The sequence below is a fragment of the Roseomonas sp. GC11 genome (genome assembly GCF_024437745.1).
Taxonomy (GTDB): domain Bacteria; phylum Pseudomonadota; class Alphaproteobacteria; order Acetobacterales; family Acetobacteraceae; genus Pseudoroseomonas.
Map to the genome: position 1 here is coordinate 85,924 of NZ_JANFNY010000001.1, position 21,658 is coordinate 107,581.

Below are 21,658 nucleotides of genomic sequence, written 5' to 3' on the forward strand. Positions count from 1 at the left end.
ACCCCCCGATGCTGCGACTGACCGAGCTGAAGCTGCCCCTGGACCATGCGCCGGAGGCGCTGCGGCAGGTGGTGCTGGACCGCCTGCACATCCCCGAGGCCGATCTCCTGGCGGTGGAGGTCTTCCGCCGGGGCTATGACGCCCGGAAGAAGCACGCCATCCATTTCATCTACTCGCTGGATGTCACCCTGCGGGACGAGGGCGCGGTGCTGCGCCGCTTCCGCGACGACCCGCATGTGAACCCGACGCCGGATATGCGCTACCGCTTCGTCGGCCACGCGCCGGAGGGCTTCACGCGCCGCCCGCTGGTGATCGGCGCCGGGCCGTGCGGGCTGCTGGCCGCGCTGGTGCTGGCGCAGATGGGCTTCCGCCCCATCATCCTGGAGCGTGGCAAGGCGGTGCGCGAGCGCACCAAGGACACCTGGGGCCTGTGGCGCCGCTCCGAGCTGAACCCCGAATCCAATGTCCAGTTCGGTGAGGGCGGGGCCGGCACCTTCTCGGACGGCAAGCTCTACAGCCAGATCAAGGACCCCCACCACCACGGCCGCAAGGTGATGGAGGAATTCGTCAAGGCCGGGGCGCCGGAGGAGATCCTCACCCTCTCCAAGCCGCATATCGGCACCTTCCGCCTGGTGCAGATGGTCGAGCACATGCGCGCCGAGATCGAGCGCCTGGGCGGCGAATACCGCTTCAGCAGCCGCGTGACGGATTTCCTGGTGGAGACGGCGGCGGATGGCGCGCGGCAGATCCGCGGCGTGGCCCTGGCCGATGGCACGGTGATCGAGTCGGACCATGTGGTGCTGGCCATCGGCCACAGCGCGCGCGACACCTTCGCGGTGCTGCGCGACCGCGGGGTCTATATGGAGGCCAAGCCCTTCTCCGTCGGCTTCCGCATCGAGCACCCGCAGCGCATGATCAACGAGTGCCGCTTCGGCCCCTTCGCCGGCCACCGGGAACTGGGGGCCGCCGACTATAAGCTGGTGCATCACGGGCGGAACAACCGCTCCGTCTACAGCTTCTGCATGTGCCCGGGCGGCACGGTGGTGGCCGCCACCAGCGAGCCGGGGCGCGTCGTCACCAATGGCATGAGCCAGTACCAGCGCGCCGAGCGCAACGCCAATGCCGCCATCGTCGTCGGCATCGACCCGGAGCGCGACTATCCGGAGCATGTCCTGGCCGGTGTCGATTTCCAGCGCCGGCTGGAGGAGGCGGCCTTCGTCGCCGGGGGCGGCGACTATCGAGCCCCGGCGCAGACGGTGGGGGATTTCCTGGCCGGCCGCCCCTCGACCAGCCTCGGCGATGTGGCGCCGAGCTACAAGCCGGGCGTCACCCCCACCGACCTCGCCGCCTTCATGCCCGCCTTCGTGGTCGAGGCCATCCGCGAGGCCCTGCCGGCCTTCGACCGGCAGATCAAGGGCTTCGCCCGGCCGGATGCGGTGATGACGGGGGTGGAGACGCGCACCTCCTCCCCCATCCGCATCAAGCGGGGCGCGGATGGGCAGAGCCTGAACACCCGCGGCCTGTTCCCGGCCGGGGAGGGGGCGGGCTATGCCGGCGGCATCCTCTCCGCCGGGGTGGATGGCATCAAGATGGCGGAGGCGGTGGCGCGCAGCCTGCTCGGCCTGGAGGAGACGCCCCGGCGGGTGGCGTGAGACACGTGCGGCGCTCGCGGAACGTCTCGCCTTGCCGGTCGTTTTGCCTCATTCTCACCAGAATGAGAGGGGAACCTCGGCCAGGACGGCTTTCCAGCCGGGGATGAGGGGGTACGCTTGAGCTTCAGCTTCCCAGGGGCGCCGCAGGGTGTGGCGCCCGGTCACCGCCTGCTGCGCGATGGCACGCGGCAGGCGGCCATCTGCTTCGGCATCGTGGCGCTGACGCTCAGCGTCGTGCTGTTCGCGCTGCTGCGCTCGCCGATGAAGGACGACCTCGCCTGGCTGCTCTGGGTGGCCCGGCAATGGCTGCTGGGGCAGGAGCTCTATATCGACCTCGTCGAGGTCAATCCGCCGCTGATCATCTGGCTCAGCGCCCTGCCGGTGATGCTCGGGGATCTGTTCGGGCTCTCGGCCAAGCAGGTGGCGCTGCCGCTGATCGCCGCCGCGGCGCTCGGCTCGGCCTGGACCAGCGCCGGGCTGCTGCGCGGCGTCTCCCCGGTCTTTGAGCGGCGGCCGGCCGTCTTCGCCGCCATCGCCTGCGTGCTGCTGGTGATGCCGGGGGTGGAGTTCGGCCAGCGCGAGCATCTCCTCATCATCGCCGTGCTGCCGCATCTGGCGGTGCTGGTGCGGATGCTGGAGGGGCTGCCGGTCTCGCGCGGCATGGTGGTGGGCAGCGGCGTGCTGGCCGGGCTCGGCTGCGCGCTGAAGCCGCGCTACATCCTCTGCCTTGGCGCCATCGAGCTGGCGGGCTGGCTGCATCGCGGCTTCCGCATCCGCCTCGGGCCGGTGGTGGCCGGGCTGGCGGCGGCGCTCTATCTCGGCAGCGTCATCCTCTTCGTCCCCGCCTTCGTGGAACGCGCGGTGCCGCTGGCGCTGACGCTCTATGGCGGCACGGATACCGGGCTGCTGGCGCTGGCCGCCGAGTCCTGGATGCTGCTGCTCGGCCTCGCCGCCTGCGCGGTGCTGACGCTGCGCACGGACCGCGGCGGCGCCGCCTCGGGGGTGATGCTGGTGCTGACGGCCTTCGCCGCCGCCGCCACCCTGGCCATGTTCCTCGATGGCAAGAACTGGTTCTACCACCGCATTCCGGCGCTGATGGCGGTGACCTTCGCGCTGGTCTTTTGGTGCGCGGATGTGCTGCTGCGGCGCGGTGCCACGCTGCGCTGGCGCGGCGCGCTGCTGGCGCTGGCCGTGCTGCCGCTGGCGCTCTACGCGCAGCAGACTTCCGGCCGCCTGTATGAGCGCCTGGTCCTGGCGGTAGAGCCGGACCTCAGCACCGAGGTGCGGCTGGAGCGGCTGATCAAGCGCGAGAAGGTGCGCAGCTACATGGCCTTCTCCGAGTGGATCGGGCTGGGCTTCCCGGTGGTGAACAACACCAATGTCACCTGGGCCTCGCGCTTCGACTCGATGTGGGCGCTGCGCGGCGAGATCTGGCGTTCGCGCAAGGATGGCGTGGCGCCGGATGAATGGCCGATCCGCCACTGGGTGGTGCAGGACTTCATGGAGGGCTGCCCGGACCTCGTGGTGGTGGACCGGCGCGGCGAATCGCTGAACTACCCCGCCATCCTCTCCCAGGCCAATGCGGGCTTCGCCGCCGTCTGGGCGCGCTACCGGCAGATCGGCACGGTGGATGGGTTGCAGATCTATCGCCGCCAGGGCGAGGGGTGTGGCGACCCGGCGGGGCTGGGCTAGCCGGGGCGCTGCCCCGGACCCCGCTGGGGGGACAGGGTCCCCCCAGACCCCGCCCTCAGTCTGGCGTCCCGCCTTGCCGGGAGAGGGCGGCAGCCTGGAACAGTCTTTTTGCTTCTTTTTCTTCAGAAAAAGAAGTTCTTCAAAGACTTACCTCCTTATATCCCCGCCGCATCCAGCTTCAGGATGGCGCGTGCCAGGGCCTGGGCGCGCGGCACGAAGCTGGCGACCTCCAGATATTCCTCCGGGCTATGGGCCTTGCCGCCCACCGGCCCGACGGCGCAGAGGGTGGGCGCGCCCAGGGCCGCGGTGAAGCCGCTATCGGCGCAGCCGCCGGCGAATTCCCCCATGGTCGCGAAGCCGCTTTCGGCGGCGGCGGCCTGATAGGCGGCGAAGACCGCCTCCGTCCCCGGATTCCGCGCCAGCGGCAGGAATTCGCCGCGGATGGTCAGCGTGGCGCGGGTGCCGGGGACGAAGCTCTGGGCGATGATGGCCTCGATGCGGGCCATGATGTCGTCGCGGTCTTCGGGGTGGATGTAGCGCAGGTCGATCTGCCCCTGGGCCCAGGGCGCCACGGTGTTGACGCTCTGCCCGCCCGAGACCAGCCCGACATTGAGGGTGATTCCGCGCGGGATGTCGGTCAGCGCGTGGATCGCCTGGATCTTGCGGGCGAGTTCCTCGATGGCGCTGATGCCGGCCTCGAAATTGCCGCCGGAATGGGCGGCCTTGCCGGTGATGTCCATCACCATGAAGACGCCGCCCTTGCGCCCGGTGACGACGGCGCCGGTGGGCCGCCCCGGCTCGGAGTTGAAGACGACGCGGGCGCGGCGGGCCTCGGCCTCGATCACCGGGCGGCCCTCGGGCGAGCCGATTTCCTCATCCCCGGTGAAGAGCCCGACCAGCGGCCCCGGCGCGCCGCCGAACTGCCGGAAGGCGGCGAGGACGAAGAGGTTCTGCACCAGCCCCGCCTTCATGTCGCAGACGCCGGGGCCGGTGGCGATGCCGTTCTCGATGCGGAAGGGGCGGCGTTCCGGCTCGCCCTTGGGGAAGACGGTGTCGCGGTGGCCCATCAGCACGATGTTGGTGCGGGCATTGCCGCTGGCCCCCGCGCCGTCCTCGCCGCCGACCAGGGCGCGCAGGCAGTCGCCATGCTTCTCGCCGGGGATGGTCTCGACGGGGATGTCGAAGCGGGCGCAGAACTCCTTCACCCGCTGGCCCACCGCATCGACGCCGGCCTTGTCGTAGCTGCCGCCATCGATGTTCACCATGGCTTCCAGCTCGGCCAGCATGGCCTCCTGCTGGGTGGCGAGCCAGGCGGTGATGCGGCTTTCGGGGGTGGTCATGCGCGGTGATCCGGTCTGTTGCGGCCGGCAGGGTGGCCGATCCGCCGCGCCAGGAAAAGGCTGGCTGGAAAAAGCCCGGCCGGAAAAAGCCCGCTGGGCGGGAGGCATGGCGCCGGCGTGGCGGGCGGGTTAAACCAGAGCCGCAACGACGGGTGCGGGGACGGGGCGATGCCAAGGACGCTGCGCCGCCAATGGCATGTCGTGATCACGGCGCTCACCTTGCTCGGCATGTCGGGTGGGTTGCTGGTGGCGTGGCAGCTTTCGGCTGAACTGCGCGCCGAGCGTGGCGCGGTGGTGCAGGGCTTCCGGCTGGGCGAGGCGGCGCGCAGCCTGCTCTCTGCCGTGCTGGATGCGGAGACGGGGCAGCGCGGCTTCATCCTGACCGGGCAGGAGAGCTATCTGGCGCCTTACGAGGGGGCGCTGGTGCAGGTGCCGGCCGCCCTGGCGCGGCTGCGCGGCCTGCTTGCCAGCAGCAGCCTTGGCATTCCCAGCCCGGGCGGCGGCGGCCCGCCGGCCAATCTGGCCGCGCGGGCGGCGCGGCTGGAGCGGCTGGAGCGGCTGGTGGCCGAGAAGATGGCCGAGCTGGCCGCCACCCTGGCGCTGGCCCGCGCCGAGGGCACCGAGGCTGCCCGCGCCCGGGTGCAGACCGACCGTGGCCGGCAGGTGATGCAGGAAATCCGCGCCCTGCTGGAGGAGATCCTGGCCGAGCAGGCCAGCGGCCTGCGTCGCTCCCTGGATGCGGCGGAGCGCGCGGATGACCGCAACCTGCTGCTGGCGCTGGGTGGCATGGGGCTGGCGCTGGCGCTGCTGGCGGGGGGCGCCTGGCTGGTGCTGCGCGGCAATGCGCGGCTGCGCCGGGCGGAGGCGGCGCTGGCCGCCAATGGCGCCGTGCTGCAGGCGACGCTGGACCACATCCAGGACGGCATCGCCAGCTTCGACGCTGCCGGGCAGCTGGTGGCCTGCAACCTGCGCTTCTTCGATCTGCTGGATTTCCCGCAGGCGCTGGCGCGGCCGGGCACGCCCTATTCGGCCTTCCTGGCCATCGACCGCCGGCGTGGCGTGCCGGTGCTGGAGGCGCCGGACACGCTGCGCGGCCCGGCCGGCACCGGGGCGCGGCTGCCGCTGGGCCATGCCGGGCGAGAGCTGGAACTCTACCGCAACCCGATGCCGGATGGTGGCTTCGTGCTCTCCTGCCTCGATGTCACGCGGCGGGTGGAGGCGGAGGCGCTGCTGCGCCAGAGCCAGAAGATGGAGGCGGTGGGCCAGCTCACCGGCGGCGTGGCGCATGACTTCAACAACCTGCTCCAGGTGGTCAGCGCCAATCTGGACCTGATGGGGCGCGACCTCGGGCCGGATCATCCGGTGCGGCGCTATCTCGGGCATGCCATCTCGGCCCTGGCGCGCGGGGCGCGGCTGACGGCGCAGCTGCTGGCCTTCGCCCGGCGCCAGCCGCTGGACCCGCGCGTGCTCAACCCCGGCCGGCTGGTGCAGGACATGGCGGACCTGCTGCGCCGCACCCTGGGCGAGCGCATCGCGGTGGAGGCGGTGGTGGCGGCCGGGCAATGGAACGCGCTGGTGGACCCCGGCCAGCTGGAGAACGCGCTGCTCAACCTGGCGCTGAATGCGCGCGATGCCATGCCGGAGGGCGGCAAGCTGACCATCGAGGTCGGCAACAGCGTGCTCGACCAGGACTATGCCGGCGCGCATCTGGAGGTGGAGCCGGGCTCCTATGTGATGATCGCGGTGAGCGACACCGGCAGCGGCATGACGCCCGAGGTGGCGGCGCGCGCCTATGAGCCCTTCTTCACCACCAAGGGGGAGGGGCGGGGCACGGGGCTTGGCCTGTCGCAGGTCTACGGCTTTGTGAAGCAATCCGGCGGCCATCTGAAGATTTACAGCGAGCCGGGGCAGGGTACGACGGTGAAGCTCTACCTGCCCCGCTCCCTCGCCGCGGAGGAGGTGCCGGGTGGCGGGGTGCCCGGCCCCGTGATGGGCGGGACGGAGACGGTGCTGGTGGTCGAGGATGACGCGGAGGTGCGGGAGGCCGTGGTGGAGATGCTGCAGGATCTGGGATACCGCGTGCTGCGCGCCGAGAATGCCGAGGCCGCGCTGACGGTGGTGTCGAGCGGCGTGCAGGTGGATCTCCTGTTCACCGATGTGGTGATGCCCGGCCCGCTGCCGACGCGGGAGATGGTGCGCCGCGCCCAGGGCCAGCTGCCGGGGATGAAGGTGATCTACACCTCTGGCTATACCGCCAATGCCATCATCCATGACGGGCGGCTGGACCGGGAAGTGCAGCTTCTGAGCAAGCCCTATCGCCGGGAGGAACTGGCGCGGCAGGTGCGGCGGGCGCTGGGCCCGGCGCGGCCCGGCGCGGCGCGGCGGCGTGGCGATGCCGTGGCGGCCCCGCTGCCTGCCGGCGCCTCATCGGCCCTGGCCGCGCCGCAGCCGGAGGGCGGGGGCCAGGGCGCCGGCTGGCCGGAGGGCAGCGTGGCCCTGGTGGTGGAGGATGACCCGCTGATCCTCATGAACCTGGTGCAGATGGTGGAGATGCTGGGCTTTCAGGTGGTGGAGGCCGGGCGGGCAGACCGCGCCCTGGCCTGGATGGCCACGAATCCGCCGCCTGCGGTGCTGATCACCGATCTCAGCCTGCCGGGGATGGATGGCGTGGCGCTGGCGGTGGAGGCGCGGCGGCGCTGCCCGGGGTTGCCGGTGCTGCTGGCCAGCGGCCATGCCGAAAGCTCGGTGGAGATCCCGCCCGAATTGCGGGAGGGGATGGGCTTCCTGGCCAAGCCCTTCGCCATGATGCAGCTGGAGGACGCGCTGCGCGGGCTGCGGGAGCGGGTGAAGGCGGCCTGAGAGCTTTGGGGGGGGCGCTGCCCCCCCACCCCCGCCGGGGGGACAGGGTCCCCCCGGACCCCGCCATCCGCTGGCACTTTCTGATCGCGGGGTCCGGGGTGGCCGCGCCACCCCGGCGGAGGGTTCTGGGGAGGCGGAGCCTCCCCAGAGCTTCAGTGATGATGATGCGCGCAGGCCTGCGGCTCGGGCCTGGGCGCCTGGGCGGCGATGGCCTTCTCCAGCACGCGGGCGGCGCGGAAGCACAGGTCGTCGCGCAGCTGCGCCGCGGCGAGCTGCACGCCACGCGGCATATTCTCTTCATCCAGGCCGAAGGGCACGGTGATGGCGGGCTGGCGCGTCAGGTTGAAGGTGAAGGTCCAGGGCGCCCAGTCGCGCCACAGCGCCTCGGTGGGCTTCAGCGTCGGCGCATCGGCGTCGAAGGCGGCGGTGGGCGTGGTGGGGCAGAGCACCAGGTCGTATTTCAGGTGGAAGCGGGCCATGGCGTGCGCCGCCTCGGTGCGCAGCGCCTCGGCGCCCAGGAAGTCGATGGCGGACATGCCGCCCTCGCGCTCCGCCACTTCCTCCAGCCCCTTGTCCAGCAGGGCGCGCTTCTCCGCCGGCATGGTGTGGACCATCCGCGCCAGCGCCACGCCCCAGACGCGGCCGAAGATGTGGCGGGTGTCCGGCAGTTCCGGGTCCGCATCCTCGACGATGGCGCCGTGGCGGGAGAGCACCTGCGCCGCCGCCAGCACTGCCGCCTCGCCCTCGGCGTCGATCGGGGGCGCGTAGCCCAGGCGGCGCACCACGGCGACGCGCAGCCCGGCCACGCCCTCCTCGATGCCCTCGCGCCAGTCGCGCGGCGGCTCATGGACGCAATAGGGGTCGCGGATGTCGGGCTGGGCCATGGCCGTCATCATCAGGGCGGCGTCGCGCACGCTGCGCGTCATCGGCCCGGCGCAGGAGACCTGGCCGAAGGCGCTGTGCGGCCATTGCGGGATGCGGCCATAGGTCGGCTTCAGCCCGACCAGCCCGCAATAGGCGGCGGGGATGCGGATGGAGCCGCCGGCATCGGTGCCGACATGGAGCGGGCCGAAGCCCGCCGCGCCCGCCGCCCCCGCGCCGGAGGAGGAGCCGCCCACGGTGCGCTGCGAGTTCCACGGGTTGCGGGTGATGCCGTGCAGCGGGCTGTCCCCCGGCGTCTTCCAGCCGAATTCGGTGGTGGTGGTCTTGCCCAGGATGACGGCGCCGGCGGCCTTCAGGCCGATCACGGCCGGGGCGTCCTCGGTGGCGGGGGTGCTGTCGGTGGTCTTGCTGCCGCGGCGGGTGGGCATGCCCTGGACGTTCAGCAGGTCCTTCACCGTCACCGGCACGCCGTCCAGCGGGCCCATGGGGCGGCCGGCGGCCCAGCGGGCCTCGGACTCGCCGGCCTGGGCCAGGGCGCGCGGGTTCAGCATGGCGAAGGCGTTGACCCACTGGTTGTTGCGCGCCACGCGCTCCAGCACCGCCTGCAAGGCCTCGACCGGGGAGAGGCGCCGGCTGGCATAGAGGGCGAGGAGCTGCTCCGCCGTCATCAGGGCGGGATCGGTCTCGGACATCCGCGGATCTTCTCAAGCATCAGGAGGGGCGGCGGCAGGGCGGCCACCACAGGCCGCCAACTTGCCCCGCCCGGCGCGCGAATGCCAGGGCAGGGGGGAGAGAGGGGGGGGCCGCCACCCGGCGGGAGGCCGGGTGGCGGCGGTCGCGGCGCCCGCCAGGAGGAGGGGTCAGGCGGCCGCGAGCAGGTGGGCGCGGCTTTCCATCAGCGGCTGGATGCGCTGCCCGAACTTGTCGAGGCCGGCCAGGAAGTCGTCGAAGGTCAGCATGATGCCCTTCACGCCCGGCATGGCGGCGGCCTCGTCCAGCATGCGCGCGACGCTGGCATGGGAGCCGACGAGCGTGCCCATGTTGAAATTGATGGGCGAGGGGCCGCGCACCATGGCGCGGGCGGTGGAGCTGTCGCTGGCCTTGGTGTCCTCGCTGGTCTTGGCGTTGAGCCAGGCGAGGGCGCCCTGGTCGGCACCGGCCACGTAGTGCTCCCATTTGGCCCAGGCGGCTTCGTCCGTCTCCTCGGCGATGACCATGTAGAGCATGTAGGAGCCGACATCGCGCCCGGCCTGCTTCGCCACCTCCGCCATGCGGGCGGGGATGGGGGCGGCGAGGGTGGGCTGGTTCACCCCCTGGCCGAGGCAGAAATTATAGTCGGCATGCTGTGCTGCGAATTCCATGCCGCGCTCGCTCTGCCCGGCGGCGACGATCTTGACGGGGGCCTGGGGCGGCGGGCTGAGCTTGCAGGCATCCATCTGGAAATAGGTCCCCTTGAAGTCGGAGACGCCCTGCGACCAGAGTTCGCGCATCACCTGCACATATTCGGTGCTGTAGTCATAGCGGTGGGCGAAATGCGCCTCGCCCGGCCAGAGGCCCATCTGGCTGTATTCGTTGCGCTGCCAGCCGGAGACGATGTTCACGCCGAAGCGGCCGCCGGAGATGCTGTCGATGGTGACGGCCATGCGGGCGACGATGGCGGGCGGCAGGGTCAGCACGGCGGTGGAGGCGTAGAGGCGGATGCGCTTGGTGACGGCGGCGAGGCCGGCCATCAGGGTGAAGCTTTCCAGCCCGTGGTCCCAGAACTGCGTCTTTCCGCCGAAGCCGTGCAGCTTGATCATGGAGAGGGCGAAGTCGAGGCCATAGCCCTCGGCCTTCTGCACGATCTGCCGGTTCAGATCGAAGCTCGGCATGTATTGCGGAGCATTCTCCGAAATCAGCCAGCCATTGTTGTTGATGGGAATGAAGACGCCGACATCCATGGGGAAAGGCACTCCCTGGCCTGTTGCGATGGAGAACCGTTATGCAAACGCCGCGCCAGGAGGGGGATGTCTTGGCGGGGCGGGGCGTGGGGGGCAGACTGCCGGCCGAATCAGCCTGCCGGAGGAGATGCGCGATGACCGATGCCGCCAAGCCCTGGGAATGGGAGGAAGCCGAGTGGCGCCGCATTGTCGGGCGTGCCTATGCCGGGCGCAGCCTTTCGCCCAGGAGCTGGCCGGGGGGCGCGCGCTGTGCCGTGGCGCTGTCCTTCGACGCGGACCATGAGACCATTCCGCTGCGCGATGCGGATGAAAGCCCGATGCGCATCAGCCAGGGCCAGTATGGCGCGCGGCAGGGCGTGCCGCGCATCCGCCGCCTGCTGGAGCAGCATGGCGTGCGGGCCAGTTTCTTCTACCCCGCCGTCTCCGCCCTGCTGCACCCGGAGGAGGTGCGGGCCGTGGCGGCGGAGGGGCATGAGATCGGCATCCATTCCTGGATCCATGAGGCCAACACCACGCTGCCGCCGGGCAAGGAGCGCGAGCTGACGCTGCGCGCCGCCGACACGCTGGAAAAGGTCTCCGGCCAGCGCCCGGTGGGCATCCGCACGGCGAGCTGGGATTTCTCGGTGGACACGATGTCGATCATCCGCGAGATGGGCCTGCTGTATGACAGCAGCCTGATGGCCGATGACGAGCCTTACGAGCTGCTGGCCGATGGCGAGCCGACGGGCATTGTCGAGCTGCCGCCCGAGTGGATCCGCGATGATGCCGTGTATTTCAACATGCTGCGTTTCTCGGCCCTGCGCCCCTACACCGCGCCTTCGGCCGTGGAGGAGATCTTCAAGGCCGAGTTCGATGGCGCCTATGCGGAGGGCGGCACTTTCCTGCTGACGATGCATCCGCATGTGATTGGCCATCGCAGCCGTATTGCCCTGCTGGACCGCCTGGTGGAGCATATCAAGATGCATGGCGATGTGTGGTTCTGCACGCATGCCGAGCTGGCGCGCTGGTGCAAGGCGCAATCCCCCAACTGACAGAAAGAGAAGGGGGCCCGGGGGAATTCCTTCCCCCGGACTCTTTTTTCCAGTTCTGGCTTCCGAAAGCGCCCAGCATGATTCCCCAGCGCCCCTTCGCCTGTTTCCCCAACCCCGGCCAGGGCATTCCGGGCGTGGTTGTCCTTCCCGAGGGCGGCTTCCGCCGTGCCGCGGCGGAGATTGCATCCTGGCCCGGCTATGCCGAGACACCGCTGCTCGCCCTGCCCGATGTCGCCGCCGCCGCCGGTGTTGCCGCGGTCCACTACAAGGACGAGGCCGGGCGCTTCGGCCTGGGCAGCTTCAAGGCGCTGGGCGGGGCCTATGCGGTGGCGCGGCTGCTGGTGGCGGAGCTGGCGCGGCGTGGCGTGGCGCCCGCCGCCCGTGTGGCCGATCTGCTGGCCGGCGCCCATGCCGAAGCCACCGCCGCCATCACCGTCACCTGCGCCACGGATGGCAATCACGGCCGCTCGGTCGCCTGGGGGGCGCAGCGCTTCGGCGCGCGCTGCGTCATCTTCGTGCATGAGCATGTCAGCGCCGGGCGGCGCGCCGCCATCGCCGCCTATGGCGCCGAGATCCGCGTGGTGCCCGGCCATTACGACGACGCGGTGCGCGAGGCGGCGGCGGTGGCGGCGCGGGAGGGCTGGTTCGTCGTCTCCGACACCTCCTACCCCGGCTATACCGAGGTGCCGCGCGACGTGATGCAGGGTTACCGCCTGATGGCGCGGGAGGCGCTGGCGGCGCTGCCGGAGCCGCCCACGCATGTCTTCGTGCAGGGCGGCGTGGGGGGCGTGGCGGCGGCCGTTTCCGTGCAGCTGCGCGCGCAATGCCCGCCGGGGGTGCGGCTGGTGGTGGTGGAGCCGGAGCGCGCCGCCTGCCTGCTGGCCAGTGCCCGCGCCGGTGCGCCGGTGGCGGTGGGGGGCGCGCTGGACACGCTGATGGCCGGCCTCGCCTGCGGTGAGCCGAGCCTGCTCGCCTGGCAGGAGCTGGAGCGCGCCGCCTTCGCCTTCATGGCCGTGCCTGATGAGTCGGCGGTGGATGCCATGCGGCTGCTGGCGCGGCGCGCCCCGCGCGTGGTGGCGGGGGAGAGCGCGGTGGCGGGCCTCGCCGGGCTGCTGCTGGCCGCCGGGGATGCGGCGGCGCGCGCGGCGCTCGGCCTCGATGCCGGCAGCCGCGTGCTGCTCTTTGGCACCGAGGGCGCGACCGATCCGGATCTCTATGCACGCCTTGTCGGCGCGCTGTCTCCGTAGTGTCACGCAAGCGTCAAGCTGGCGTCATCGCTGAGGGTTAATCCCCCGCCCGACCGGTGCGGCCCTGCCGCGCCAACGGGACAATCGGGGGACCCTTCATGCGGAAGATCGCCATCACGGCGCTGGCCACGGGCCTGGCGCTGACGCTCGGCGCGCAGAATGCCGAGGCGCAGCAGCGCCAGCGCTTCACCTGGTGGTATGGCCTGACGGGCCAGCTCGGCGAGGTGATGCAGTCCTACTGCAAGAACTTCAACGAGGCGCAGACCCAGTACGAGATCGTCTGCACCGGCCAGGGCGATTACGCGCAGGCGCTGCAGAACACCATCGCCGCCTTCCGCGCCAATGAGCACCCGACCATCGTGCAGGTCTATGACGTCGGCACGACGGACCTGATGCTCTCCGGCCAGTATGTGCCGGCCCGGCAGCTGATGAGCGAGAACGGCTATCAGGTGCAGTGGGACAACTATATCTCCTCGATCGGCAACTACTACGCCACCAGCAAGGGGGAGATGCTGAGCTTCCCGTTCAACTCCTCCACCGCTGTGCTGTACTGGAACAAGGGCGCCTACCGCGCCGTGGGCCAGGAGAACCCGCCGGAGAGCTGGGAGGGCATCGAGAAGGCGGCGCGCGCGCTGAAGGCGCAGGGCCATGCCTGCCCGATCGCCATCGACTTTGATTCCTGGCAGCACTGGGAACAGTTCAACGCCATCCACAACCTGCCGATGGCGACGCAGCAGAACGGCTTCGGCGGGCTGAACGCCGAGATCAGGATCAACGCGCTGTTCCGCCGCCATGCCAACAACCTGCTCTCCTGGTTCAAGGAAGGGCTGGTGCAGGTGCGCACGCCGCAGGCCGGCGGGCTGGTCAATGCCTTCGCCCAGGGCGAATGCGCGATGATCATGGGCTCCATCGCCAACCATGTCGGCATCACCCGCACCGCGAAGCAGGGGCTGGAGTGGAGCGTGGGCATGCTGCCGCTCTATGCGGGCCACCACCGCACCAACAGCATGGTCGGCGGCGCCTCGCTCTGGGTGCTGAAGGGCCGCCCGGCGGCGGAATACAAGGGGGCCGCGGCCTTCCTGGCCTTCATCGCCCAGCCGCAGCAGGAACTCTTCATGGTGCAGAACACCGGCTACATCCCGGTGACGCGCGGCGGCTATGACGCGATCAAGGCCGGCGGCTTCTACGCCCAGCCGCAGAACCAGGGCCGCGAGGTGGCGATGACCTCGCTGCTGGCCACCGAGCCCACCGAGAATTCGCGCGGCCTGCGCCTCGGCAACTTCACCCAGGTGCGCGCCCTCTACGCCAACGAGATGGCGGCGGCCTTCGGCGGGCAGAAGACGATGGACCAGGCACTGGACGCCATCGAGACGCAGGGCAACCAGCTGCTGCGCCGCTTCGAGCAGACCTATCGCGGCCGCCAGCTGCCCTGATCCCTGACGCCCGCCCCGCGCCGCCCTTCCGGGTGGCGCGGGTTTCTTTCCGTTCCCTGTGAGGGTTTCCCGTTGGAACGCCGCGCCACCTTCCGCACGCCGCTGCTGCCCTGGCTGCTCGTCCTGCCGCAGCTGCTGATCATCTTCGTTTTCTTCTACTGGCCGACGGGAGAAGCCTTCGTCTGGGCCTTCACGCTGGAACAGCCCTGGGGCGGCGGCCGCGCCTGGGTGGGGTGGCAGAACTTCGCCGAGATCTTTTCCAGCGTCCACTACTGGCATTCCGTGCGCATCAGCATCGTCTACGCGCTCGGTACCTCGCTGCTGGCCATCGGCTCCGCGCTGCTGCTGGCGCTTTTCGTGGACCGCGAGGTGAAGGGCAGCCGCCACTGGCGTATCGCGCTGATCTGGCCCTACGCCATCGCCGCGCCGGCCATCGGCATGATCTTCCGCTTCGTCTTCGACCCGCGCGCGGGCGTGTTCAGCATGCTGAACCAGATGATGCCGGGGCTGTGGGACCCCTCGCTGAACGGCACGCACGCCATGCTGATGCTGATCCTCGCCGGGGCGTGGCAGCTTGTGGCTTATAACTTCGTCTTCTTCCTCGCCGGGCTGCAATCCATCCCGCGCGGGTTGACGGAGGCGGCGGCGATGGATGGCGCCGGCCCGCTGCGCCGCATGCGCGACATCCAGGTGCCCCTGCTGGCCCCCACCTTCTTCTTCCTGCTGGTCATCAACCTGACCGACAGCTTCACCAACAGCTTCGGCCTCGTCCACATCATGACCGATGGCGGCCCGGCGCGCTCCACCGACCTCATGGTGTTCAAGATCTATGCCGATGGCTTCAAGGGCCTCGATTACTCCGGCGCCGCGGCGCAGAGCATCATCCTGATGCTGCTGGTCGTGCTGCTCACCTTCGTCCAGTTCCGCTTCGTCGAGCGGAAGATGCATTACCGCTGAGGGGAGGGAGCACCGCCATGGTCGAACGCCGCCCGCTGCTCGACATCTTCACCCATCTCCTGCTGCTGCTCTCGGCGCTGGCGCTGCTGCTGCCGGTGTGGCTCGCCTTCGTCGCCGCCACGCAGGATCTCGCCGGGGTCAGCCGCATCCCGATCAACTGGCTGCCGGGGCCGCATCTGTGGGAGAACCTGCAGGAGGCGTGGACACGCGGCGGCTTCGCCACGCGCTTCACCACCAGCCTGATCGTCGCCGTGGGCGTCACGCTCGGCAAGATCGTGCTGGCCATGCTGGCCGCCTTCGCCATCGTGTTCTTCCAGTGGCGCGCGCGGATGCTGGTCTTCTGGGCCATCTTCCTGACGCTGATGCTGCCGCTGGAGGTGCGCATCGTGCCGACCTACGCGGTGGCCGCCAATGCGCTGCGCCCCTTCCAGGCCATCCTCGACGCCACCGGGCTGACGGCGCTGGTGCAGATGCTGACGGGCATCGAGATCAGCCTGGAATGGCGCATGCTGAACACGCCGGCGGGGCTGATCCTGCCGCTGATCGCCACCGCCACCGGCACCTTCCTCTATCGCCAGTTCTTCCTCACCATTCCTGAGGAACTGGTGGAGGCGGCGAAGATGGATGGCGCCGGGCCGCTGCGCTTCCTGCGCGACGTGCTGGTGCCGCTCTCGCGCACCACCATGGCGGCGCTGGCCACCATCCTCTTCGTCTATGCCTGGAACCAGTATCTCTGGCCCCTGCTGGTGACGACGGAGCCGGAGCGCGCGACGGTGATGGTGCAGCTCTCGCGCATGGTGCCGCGCGGCGACGCGCTGCCGCAATGGAATATCGTCATGGCCGGCGTGCTGCTGGCCATGCTGCCGCCGCTCGCCATCGTGGTGCTGATGCAGCGCTGGTTCGTGCGCGGCCTCGTTCAGACGGAGAAGTGACCATGGCCGCCATTGCCTTCCGCAAGGCCCGCAAGACCTATGGCGCCAACACCGCCATCCATGACGTGGACCTCGAACTGCCCGAGGGGGCCTTCGTCGTCATCCTCGGCCCTTCCGGCTGCGGCAAGTCCACGCTGCTGCGCATGATCGCGGGGCTGGAGGAGATTTCCGGCGGCGACCTCCTCATCCATGGCACGCGGATGAACGAGCGCGAGCCGAAGGACCGTGGCTGCGCCATGGTCTTCCAGAACTACGCGCTCTACCCGCATATGACGGTGGCGGAGAACATCGCCTATCCGCTGAAGGTCGCCGGGCTGCCGAAGGCGGAGCGCCAGGCGCGCGTGGCGGAGGTGGCGGCGGCGCTGGAGCTTTCCGCGCTGCTGGAGCGCCGCCCCGGGCAGCTTTCCGGCGGGCAGCGCCAGCGCGTCGCCATGGGCCGCGCCATGGTGCGCCGCCCGAAGGTGTTCCTCTACGATGAGCCGCTCTCCAACCTCGATGCCAAGCTGCGCGTGCAGATGCGGCTGGAACTGCGGCGGCTGCATGAGCAGCTGGGCGCCACTTCCGTCCTGGTCACGCATGATCAGCAGGAGGCGATGACGCTGGCCGACCACATGGTGGTGATGCATGCCGGCCGCGTCGAGCAGGTGGGCAGCCCGCGCGAGATCTATGAGCGCCCGGCGACGCTGTTCGTGGCCGGCTTCATCGGTGCCCCGGCGATGAACCTGCTGCCGGCGGAGCTGGTGCAGGGCGGGCGCGCGGTGCGCATCGCCGGCGGCCCGGTGCTGCCGCTGCCGGGGCGTGCGCGGCATGGCAGCGCGGCTGTCACCCTCGGCATCCGGCCGGAGCATGTGCAGCCCGGCGAGATCGCCGCGCAGGTCGAGATGGTGGAGGATCTGGGCAGTTCCGCCCTGGTGCATGCCCGGCTGGGCGAGGGGCTCGCCATGGCCTTCCACACCGCGGCCGAGGCGGCGCCGGCGCGCGGCGGGCGCGCCGGGCTGCATCTGCCGGCGGAACGGCTGCATCTCTTCGACCCTGTCACCGGCCGCCGGCTGGCGCTGGAGAGGGAGACGCAGCCGGCGCTGGATTACGCCCCGCTCTGACAGAAAGTTCAGGACAGCCGTTCTTTTTTGAAAAAAAGAACCAAAAAACTTTTTTCAGTTTGGCGTCCCGCCTGGACGGGAGATGGCGGCAGCCTGGAAAAAGTCTTTTTGCTTCTTTTTCTTCAGAAAAAGAAGATGATTATCAGATACTTATCATATCCATGATGGCTCCCCGGGCGGCGGTGCCTTCCAAGCCCTGGCCCGGGGGGATATAAAACCCCGGTAATTTTTGGACTGGGGAAACGACATCATGACGAAGCTTCACAGGCGCGATGTGATGGCTGTTGCGGCGGGGCTGGCGATGCCGGCGCTGCTGCCTTCGGTGGCGCGTGCGCAGGGGAGCTGGCCCAGCCAGCCGATCCGCCTGGTGGTGCCGTTCGTGGCCGGTGGCCCCACCGATATCCCGGCCCGGCTGATCGCCGATGAACTGTCGAAGCTGTTGCCGCAGCGCGTCATCGTCGACAACCGCTCTGGCGCGGGCACGGTGGTGGGCGCCGATGCCGTGGCGAAGGCGCCGAAGGACGGGCATACCTTCCTCTACACCACCATCGCCCAGGCGGCGATCCGCGCCATCTATCCCAGCCTGCCCTTCGACCCGGTGAAGGACTTCATCCCCGTCGCGCTGACGGGCGTGATCCCGATGCTGCTGATGGTCAACAAGCAGGTGCCGGTCAGCAATCTGGCCGAGCTGGTGGCGCTGCTGAAGAAGAACCCCGGCAAGTATGACTATGCCAGCACCGGCAATGGCGCGGCGCTGCATCTGGCGACCGAGCTTTTCCTGCGGCAGGCGGGCGGGCTGAAGGTCAACCACGTGCCCTATCGCGGTTCCGCCGCCGCCATGCCGGACCTGCTGAACGGCACGGTGGCGATGATGCTCGATGTGGCCAACAGCGCGCTGCCTTTCGTGCAGCGGGGCGAGGTGAAGGGGCTGGCGATTTCCTCCGCCCAGCGCCTGCCGCAGCTGCCCGATCTGCCGACCTTCCAGGAAGCCGGCGTGCAGGGCTATGAGGCCTATACGTGGCACATGGTGCTGGCCCCGGCCGGCACGCCGGAGCCGATCGTCCAGCGCATGAACCAGGCGGTCAACCAGGTGATGGCGATGCCGGCGGTGCAGGCCAGGCTGGCCGACCTGACGATGCAGACCCGCAGCGATTCCACCCCGGCCAGCACGCAGAAATGGCTGACGGATGAAATGGCCAAGTGGGAGCCGATCATCAAGGATGCCGGCATCAAGGCCGATTGATGCCCCTGCGCCGGGGCGTCCGCGCCCCGGCTTTTTTCAGGCCGCGCCTGGCCGCGATCACCCCATTTCGGCGCGTGGCCGCTGTTACCCCATTTCGGCGCGTGGCCGCGCCAGGGCAAAATTCTCCGGCAGCACCGCCACCAGCCGCCCGCCCTGCCATTGGGACAGCACCGGGCGCATCCGCCTGTTCTGGCCGGTCTCGTCGAAATCGGCGGGCCAGCCGAAGGGCGCATGGGCCTCGTCCAGCTCGAAGGCCAGCACGGCGGCCCGCAGCCTTTCCTTCTCCATCCCCCCGGCGCGGTGCATGGCCTCCAGGAAGAGGCGCGCGCCGGCATAATTGGCGAGGCTATGGGCCGAGCGCGGATCATGGCCGTATTTCAGCCGGTAGGACTCGGCCACCTGCCGGGCCTCCTCGCCGGCGCGGCCGGCGCTGGCATAGGGTGGGACATCGACATTCAGCACGCCTTCCAGCGCGGGACCGAGAGCCTGGGCCGTATCGGCCAGCGCGTAGCCGCCGCCCGAGCCCAGCACCATGCGCGGCCGCCAGCCCAGGTCCTTCATGGCGCGGAACAGCAGCAGCACTTCCGAGGCGTGGCCGGTGTGCAGCAGCAACTGCACATCCGCCGCGCGCAGGCGCGGCAGCAGCGCGGCGAGATCCTGCCCGCCCGGCGTATAGGCGAAGCGGCCGAGCAGCGCCGCCTGCCCCTGCAGCCCCGCTTCCTGCGCCGTGGCGACGCTCTGCCCGTAGAGCCCGTCCTCATGCAGGATGGCGGCGCGCAGGCCGGAGAGCGGCTGCTGCCATTGCGCCGGCAGCAGCTCCCGCGCGACGCGCAGGCCGAGCGCGGCGAAATCCTCGCCGCGCGGGCAGGCGCGGAACAGGTAGCGGAAGCCGCGGGTGGTGATCGAATCGGCGATGGCGCCCAGCTCGAAGAAAGGCATCCCCACCAGCTCCGCCGCCTGGGTCGCGGCGAAGGAGAGGGGGGAGGCGCAGCTGCCGAACAGCGCCGCCACCTTCTCGGCGGCCTTGTCCGCCCCGGTGAAGCGGCGCACCGCATCGCTGGCCTGGCTGGCCTCGGTGGCCTCGGCCTTCATCAGGCGCAGCGGGCGGCCCTGCACGCCGCCGGCCTCGTTGCGCGCCTCCACGGCGAGTTCCAGGCCGCGGAAGCTTTCATCGCCCAGCAGCGCCAGCGGGCCGGAAAAGGGATAGATGGCGCCGAGCCGCAATTCCGCCCCCGGCGCGCGCGCCTGCGCCAGCGCGGCCCCGGCGCGCGCGGCCATCGCCAGCCCTGCCGTGGCGCCCAGCAGGCGCCGCCGCGAGGGGTGGCGCACTCCCGCCAGCGTGGCGGCCGCGCAACCGGACGGAGGCATCATCGTGACATGCTCGTGCTTGGCTTGACGGGAAGCGGCCGGGCGCCGACCCTCGCGACCCTGCCACAGCCCAGGCCGCAAGGAAACGACACAGCATGACCACTCTGCCGCAGCAGATGATCTTTATCGCGCATGGCGCGGGCGGCGGGCCAGAGGTGCTGGTGCCTTCTTCCATGGCCGTGCCGCAGCCCGCCGCCGATGAGGTGCTGATCCGCGTCGAGGCCGCCGGCGTCAACCGCCCCGACGTGCAGCAGCGCAAGGGCCTCTATCCGCCGCCGCCCGGCGCCAGCCCGGTGCTGGGGCTGGAGGTGGCTGGCGAGGTGGTTGCGCTGGGCGATACGGTAACAAGATACCGGGTGGGCGACAAGGTCTGCGCCCTGGCCAATGGCGGCGGCTATGCCGAGTACTGCACCGCACCCGCGGCGCAGACCCTGCCCTGGCCGGCGGGCTTCGACGCGCTCCGCGCCGCCGCGCTGCCGGAAACCTTCTTCACCGTCTGGGCCAATGTTTTTGGCCATGGCCGGCTGGCGGCGGGGGAGACGCTGCTGGTGCATGGCGGCACCTCCGGCATCGGTGTCACCGCCATCCAGCTCGGCAAGGCCTTCGGCGCCACGGTGCTGGCCACCGCCGGCAGCGCCGCCAAATGCGAGGCGATGCTGAAGCTCGGCGCCGATGCGGCCATCGACTACAAGGAACAGGATTTCGCCGAGGAGGTGAAGCGCCTCACCGGCGGGCGCGGCGTGGATGTGCTGCTCGACATGGTGGGCGCGGGCTATTTCGCGCGCAACCTGCGCTGCATGGCGAAGGACGGGCGGCTGGTCATCATCGCCTTCCTGGGCGGGCACGAGGCGGAAAAGGTGGATCTCCGCCCCATCATGCTGAAGCGCCTGACCGTCACCGGCAGCACGATGCGCCCGCGCACGACGGCCGAGAAAGGCGCCCTCGCCGCCGAACTGGAGGAAAAGGCCTGGCCGCTGCTCTCCGCCGGGCGGATCTCTCCCGTCATCCACAGCGTCTTCCCCTTCCGGCAGGCCGCCGCCGCGCATGCGCTGATGGAAAGCAGCACGCATGTCGGCAAGATCCTGCTCGATTTCTCCGCCTAAGGGCCTGCATGTTTCGTCTGGCTGATCTCCGGCTCCTGCTGATCGCGGTTACGCTGTTCGGCGGGGCCTGGCCCGTTACCAAGGCCGCGCTCGCGGATGCGACGCCGCTGTGGTTCGCGGTCTCCCGCACCCTGCTCGGTGCGCTGGTCTCCGCCCTCGGGCTGGCGGTGGTGCGCCGCCTCGCCTTCCCCACCCGGCAGGACTGGCCCGCCGTGCTCGGCGTGGGCCTGCTGCAACTGGGCGGTTTCTTCGCGCTCAGCCATCTCGCCGTGGCGCTGGTGCCGGCCGGGCGCACGGCGGTGCTGGCCAATGTCACCATCTACTGGCTGGTGCCGATGTCGGTGCTGCTGCTGGGCGAGGCCATTTCCGCCGCGCGCTGGGTGGCGGCGGGGCTCGGGCTCGCCGGCGTCGCCGCGCTCACCGGCCCCTGGGCGGTGAACTGGGCGGATCCGCAGATCCTGCTCGGCCATGGCATGCTGCTGCTGGCGGCGCTGCTGTGGTCCTGCGCCATCATCGTCACCCGCCGCTACCCGCCGCGCACCACCATGCTGGAGAACCTGCCCTGGTGCTTCCTGCTCGGGGGGCTGGTGCTGCTGCCCATGGCCATCGTGATGGAGCCGCAGGGCGGCATCGGCTGGTCCTCCTGGCCGCATGCGCTGCTGATCGGCGTGCTGGTCGCGCCTGTCGGCACCTGGGCGGTGATCGAGGCCGGGCGGCGCCTGCCGGGGGCCGTCTCCTCCGTGGGCTTCCTGCTGGCGCCGGCCATCGGCGTCATCGTCTCCACCCTCTGGCTGGGCGAGCCGCTGGGCTGGGATGTCATCATCGGCGGGGTGCTGATCGGCGCCAGCGTCGTCGCCGCCACGCGCGGCTGAGGGGGGA

16 protein-coding genes are annotated in these 21,658 nt (G+C 70.4%); 12 read left to right on the forward strand and 4 right to left on the reverse strand.

Features of this window, described 5'->3' with window-relative positions; translation table 11 throughout:
- Nucleotides 1-8: 8 nt before the first annotated feature.
- Nucleotides 9-1,652: an NAD(P)/FAD-dependent oxidoreductase gene (locus NON00_RS00405; protein ID WP_256016279.1), complete on the forward strand. Its 1,644-nt coding sequence runs from the start codon at nucleotides 9-11 to the stop codon at nucleotides 1,650-1,652.
- A gap of 117 nt (nucleotides 1,653-1,769) precedes the next feature.
- The gene (locus NON00_RS00410; protein ID WP_256016283.1) at nucleotides 1,770-3,344 is read left to right on the forward strand and encodes a hypothetical protein; all 1,575 of its coding nucleotides are present in this window, start codon (nucleotides 1,770-1,772) and stop codon (nucleotides 3,342-3,344) included.
- Nucleotides 3,345-3,499: 155 nt separating this feature from the next.
- Here the strand turns inward: NON00_RS00410 and NON00_RS00415 are convergent, their stop codons facing one another.
- Nucleotides 3,500-4,684: a M20 family metallopeptidase gene (locus NON00_RS00415; RefSeq protein WP_256016285.1), complete on the reverse strand. Its 1,185-nt coding sequence runs from the start codon at nucleotides 4,682-4,684 to the stop codon at nucleotides 3,500-3,502.
- Between the two features lie 168 nt (nucleotides 4,685-4,852).
- Between NON00_RS00415 and NON00_RS00420 the strand changes: the two genes are divergently transcribed.
- Nucleotides 4,853-7,543 (forward strand): response regulator, encoded by a 2,691-nt coding sequence (locus NON00_RS00420; RefSeq protein ID WP_256016287.1) that lies wholly within the window; start codon nucleotides 4,853-4,855, stop codon nucleotides 7,541-7,543.
- A 152-nt stretch (nucleotides 7,544-7,695) separates the two neighbouring features.
- Here the strand turns inward: NON00_RS00420 and NON00_RS00425 are convergent, their stop codons facing one another.
- Both NON00_RS00425 and rutA read right to left on the reverse strand, forming a co-directional pair.
- On the reverse strand, nucleotides 7,696-9,117 hold the full coding sequence (locus NON00_RS00425; RefSeq protein ID WP_256016290.1) for an amidase: 1,422 nt from the start codon (nucleotides 9,115-9,117) through the stop codon (nucleotides 7,696-7,698).
- Between the two features lie 168 nt (nucleotides 9,118-9,285).
- The gene (gene rutA, locus NON00_RS00430; RefSeq protein WP_256016292.1) at nucleotides 9,286-10,365 is read right to left on the reverse strand and encodes a pyrimidine utilization protein A; all 1,080 of its coding nucleotides are present in this window, start codon (nucleotides 10,363-10,365) and stop codon (nucleotides 9,286-9,288) included.
- Between the two features lie 134 nt (nucleotides 10,366-10,499).
- Here rutA and NON00_RS00435 point away from each other — a divergent pair, with 134 nt between their 5' ends.
- The 7 genes from NON00_RS00435 (at nucleotide 10,500) to NON00_RS00465 (ending at nucleotide 18,308) form a co-directional block, all read left to right on the forward strand.
- A complete protein-coding gene (locus tag NON00_RS00435) occupies nucleotides 10,500-11,396 on the forward strand; it encodes a polysaccharide deacetylase (RefSeq protein ID WP_256016295.1) in 897 nt (298 codons plus the stop codon).
- 77 nt (nucleotides 11,397-11,473) lie between these two features.
- Nucleotides 11,474-12,643 (forward strand): diaminopropionate ammonia-lyase, encoded by a 1,170-nt coding sequence (locus NON00_RS00440; RefSeq protein ID WP_256016297.1) that lies wholly within the window; start codon nucleotides 11,474-11,476, stop codon nucleotides 12,641-12,643.
- A gap of 98 nt (nucleotides 12,644-12,741) precedes the next feature.
- On the forward strand, nucleotides 12,742-14,076 hold the full coding sequence (locus NON00_RS00445) for an extracellular solute-binding protein (protein ID WP_256016300.1): 1,335 nt from the start codon (nucleotides 12,742-12,744) through the stop codon (nucleotides 14,074-14,076).
- A 72-nt stretch (nucleotides 14,077-14,148) separates the two neighbouring features.
- Nucleotides 14,149-15,033 carry a carbohydrate ABC transporter permease gene (locus NON00_RS00450; RefSeq protein ID WP_256016302.1) on the forward strand — a complete coding sequence of 295 codons (885 nt, stop codon included), beginning with the start codon at nucleotides 14,149-14,151 and terminating at the stop codon, nucleotides 15,031-15,033.
- A gap of 17 nt (nucleotides 15,034-15,050) precedes the next feature.
- Nucleotides 15,051-15,965, forward strand: a complete 915-nt coding sequence (locus NON00_RS00455) for an ABC transporter permease subunit (protein ID WP_256016304.1) — start codon at nucleotides 15,051-15,053, stop codon at nucleotides 15,963-15,965.
- Nucleotides 15,966-15,967: 2 nt separating this feature from the next.
- Complete coding sequence (locus NON00_RS00460) at nucleotides 15,968-17,065, forward strand: ABC transporter ATP-binding protein (RefSeq protein WP_256016306.1); 1,098 nt, start codon at nucleotides 15,968-15,970, stop codon at nucleotides 17,063-17,065.
- A 250-nt stretch (nucleotides 17,066-17,315) separates the two neighbouring features.
- Complete coding sequence (locus tag NON00_RS00465) at nucleotides 17,316-18,308, forward strand: tripartite tricarboxylate transporter substrate binding protein (RefSeq protein ID WP_256016307.1); 993 nt, start codon at nucleotides 17,316-17,318, stop codon at nucleotides 18,306-18,308.
- Between the two features lie 84 nt (nucleotides 18,309-18,392).
- Here the strand turns inward: NON00_RS00465 and NON00_RS00470 are convergent, their stop codons facing one another.
- Complete coding sequence (locus tag NON00_RS00470) at nucleotides 18,393-19,679, reverse strand: ABC transporter substrate-binding protein (protein WP_256016309.1); 1,287 nt, start codon at nucleotides 19,677-19,679, stop codon at nucleotides 18,393-18,395.
- A 92-nt stretch (nucleotides 19,680-19,771) separates the two neighbouring features.
- Between NON00_RS00470 and NON00_RS00475 the strand changes: the two genes are divergently transcribed.
- Together NON00_RS00475 and NON00_RS00480 are read left to right on the forward strand one after the other, a co-directional pair.
- Nucleotides 19,772-20,779 carry an NAD(P)H-quinone oxidoreductase gene (locus NON00_RS00475; protein ID WP_256016311.1) on the forward strand — a complete coding sequence of 336 codons (1,008 nt, stop codon included), beginning with the start codon at nucleotides 19,772-19,774 and terminating at the stop codon, nucleotides 20,777-20,779.
- An 8-nt stretch (nucleotides 20,780-20,787) separates the two neighbouring features.
- Complete coding sequence (locus tag NON00_RS00480) at nucleotides 20,788-21,651, forward strand: DMT family transporter (RefSeq protein WP_256016314.1); 864 nt, start codon at nucleotides 20,788-20,790, stop codon at nucleotides 21,649-21,651.
- Nucleotides 21,652-21,658 lie beyond the last annotated feature (7 nt).

Excerpts from the sequence above, each read along its gene's own strand:
- NON00_RS00405 (WP_256016279.1), top strand. The coding sequence starts at position 9 with ATGCTGCGACTGACCGAGCTGAAGCTGCCCCTGGACCATGCGCCGGAG.
- NON00_RS00415 (WP_256016285.1), bottom strand. The coding sequence starts at position 4,684 with ATGACCACCCCCGAAAGCCGCATCACCGCCTGGCTCGCCACCCAGCAG.
- NON00_RS00420 (WP_256016287.1), top strand. The coding sequence starts at position 4,853 with ATGCCAAGGACGCTGCGCCGCCAATGGCATGTCGTGATCACGGCGCTC.
- NON00_RS00425 (WP_256016290.1), bottom strand. The coding sequence starts at position 9,117 with ATGTCCGAGACCGATCCCGCCCTGATGACGGCGGAGCAGCTCCTCGCC.
- rutA (WP_256016292.1), bottom strand. The coding sequence starts at position 10,365 with ATGGATGTCGGCGTCTTCATTCCCATCAACAACAATGGCTGGCTGATT.
- NON00_RS00435 (WP_256016295.1), top strand. The coding sequence starts at position 10,500 with ATGACCGATGCCGCCAAGCCCTGGGAATGGGAGGAAGCCGAGTGGCGC.
- NON00_RS00440 (WP_256016297.1), top strand. The coding sequence starts at position 11,474 with ATGATTCCCCAGCGCCCCTTCGCCTGTTTCCCCAACCCCGGCCAGGGC.
- NON00_RS00445 (WP_256016300.1), top strand. The coding sequence starts at position 12,742 with ATGCGGAAGATCGCCATCACGGCGCTGGCCACGGGCCTGGCGCTGACG.
- NON00_RS00455 (WP_256016304.1), top strand. The coding sequence starts at position 15,051 with ATGGTCGAACGCCGCCCGCTGCTCGACATCTTCACCCATCTCCTGCTG.
- NON00_RS00460 (WP_256016306.1), top strand. The coding sequence starts at position 15,968 with ATGGCCGCCATTGCCTTCCGCAAGGCCCGCAAGACCTATGGCGCCAAC.
- NON00_RS00465 (WP_256016307.1), top strand. The coding sequence starts at position 17,316 with ATGACGAAGCTTCACAGGCGCGATGTGATGGCTGTTGCGGCGGGGCTG.
- NON00_RS00470 (WP_256016309.1), bottom strand. The coding sequence starts at position 19,679 with ATGATGCCTCCGTCCGGTTGCGCGGCCGCCACGCTGGCGGGAGTGCGC.
- NON00_RS00475 (WP_256016311.1), top strand. The coding sequence starts at position 19,772 with ATGACCACTCTGCCGCAGCAGATGATCTTTATCGCGCATGGCGCGGGC.
- NON00_RS00480 (WP_256016314.1), top strand. The coding sequence starts at position 20,788 with ATGTTTCGTCTGGCTGATCTCCGGCTCCTGCTGATCGCGGTTACGCTG.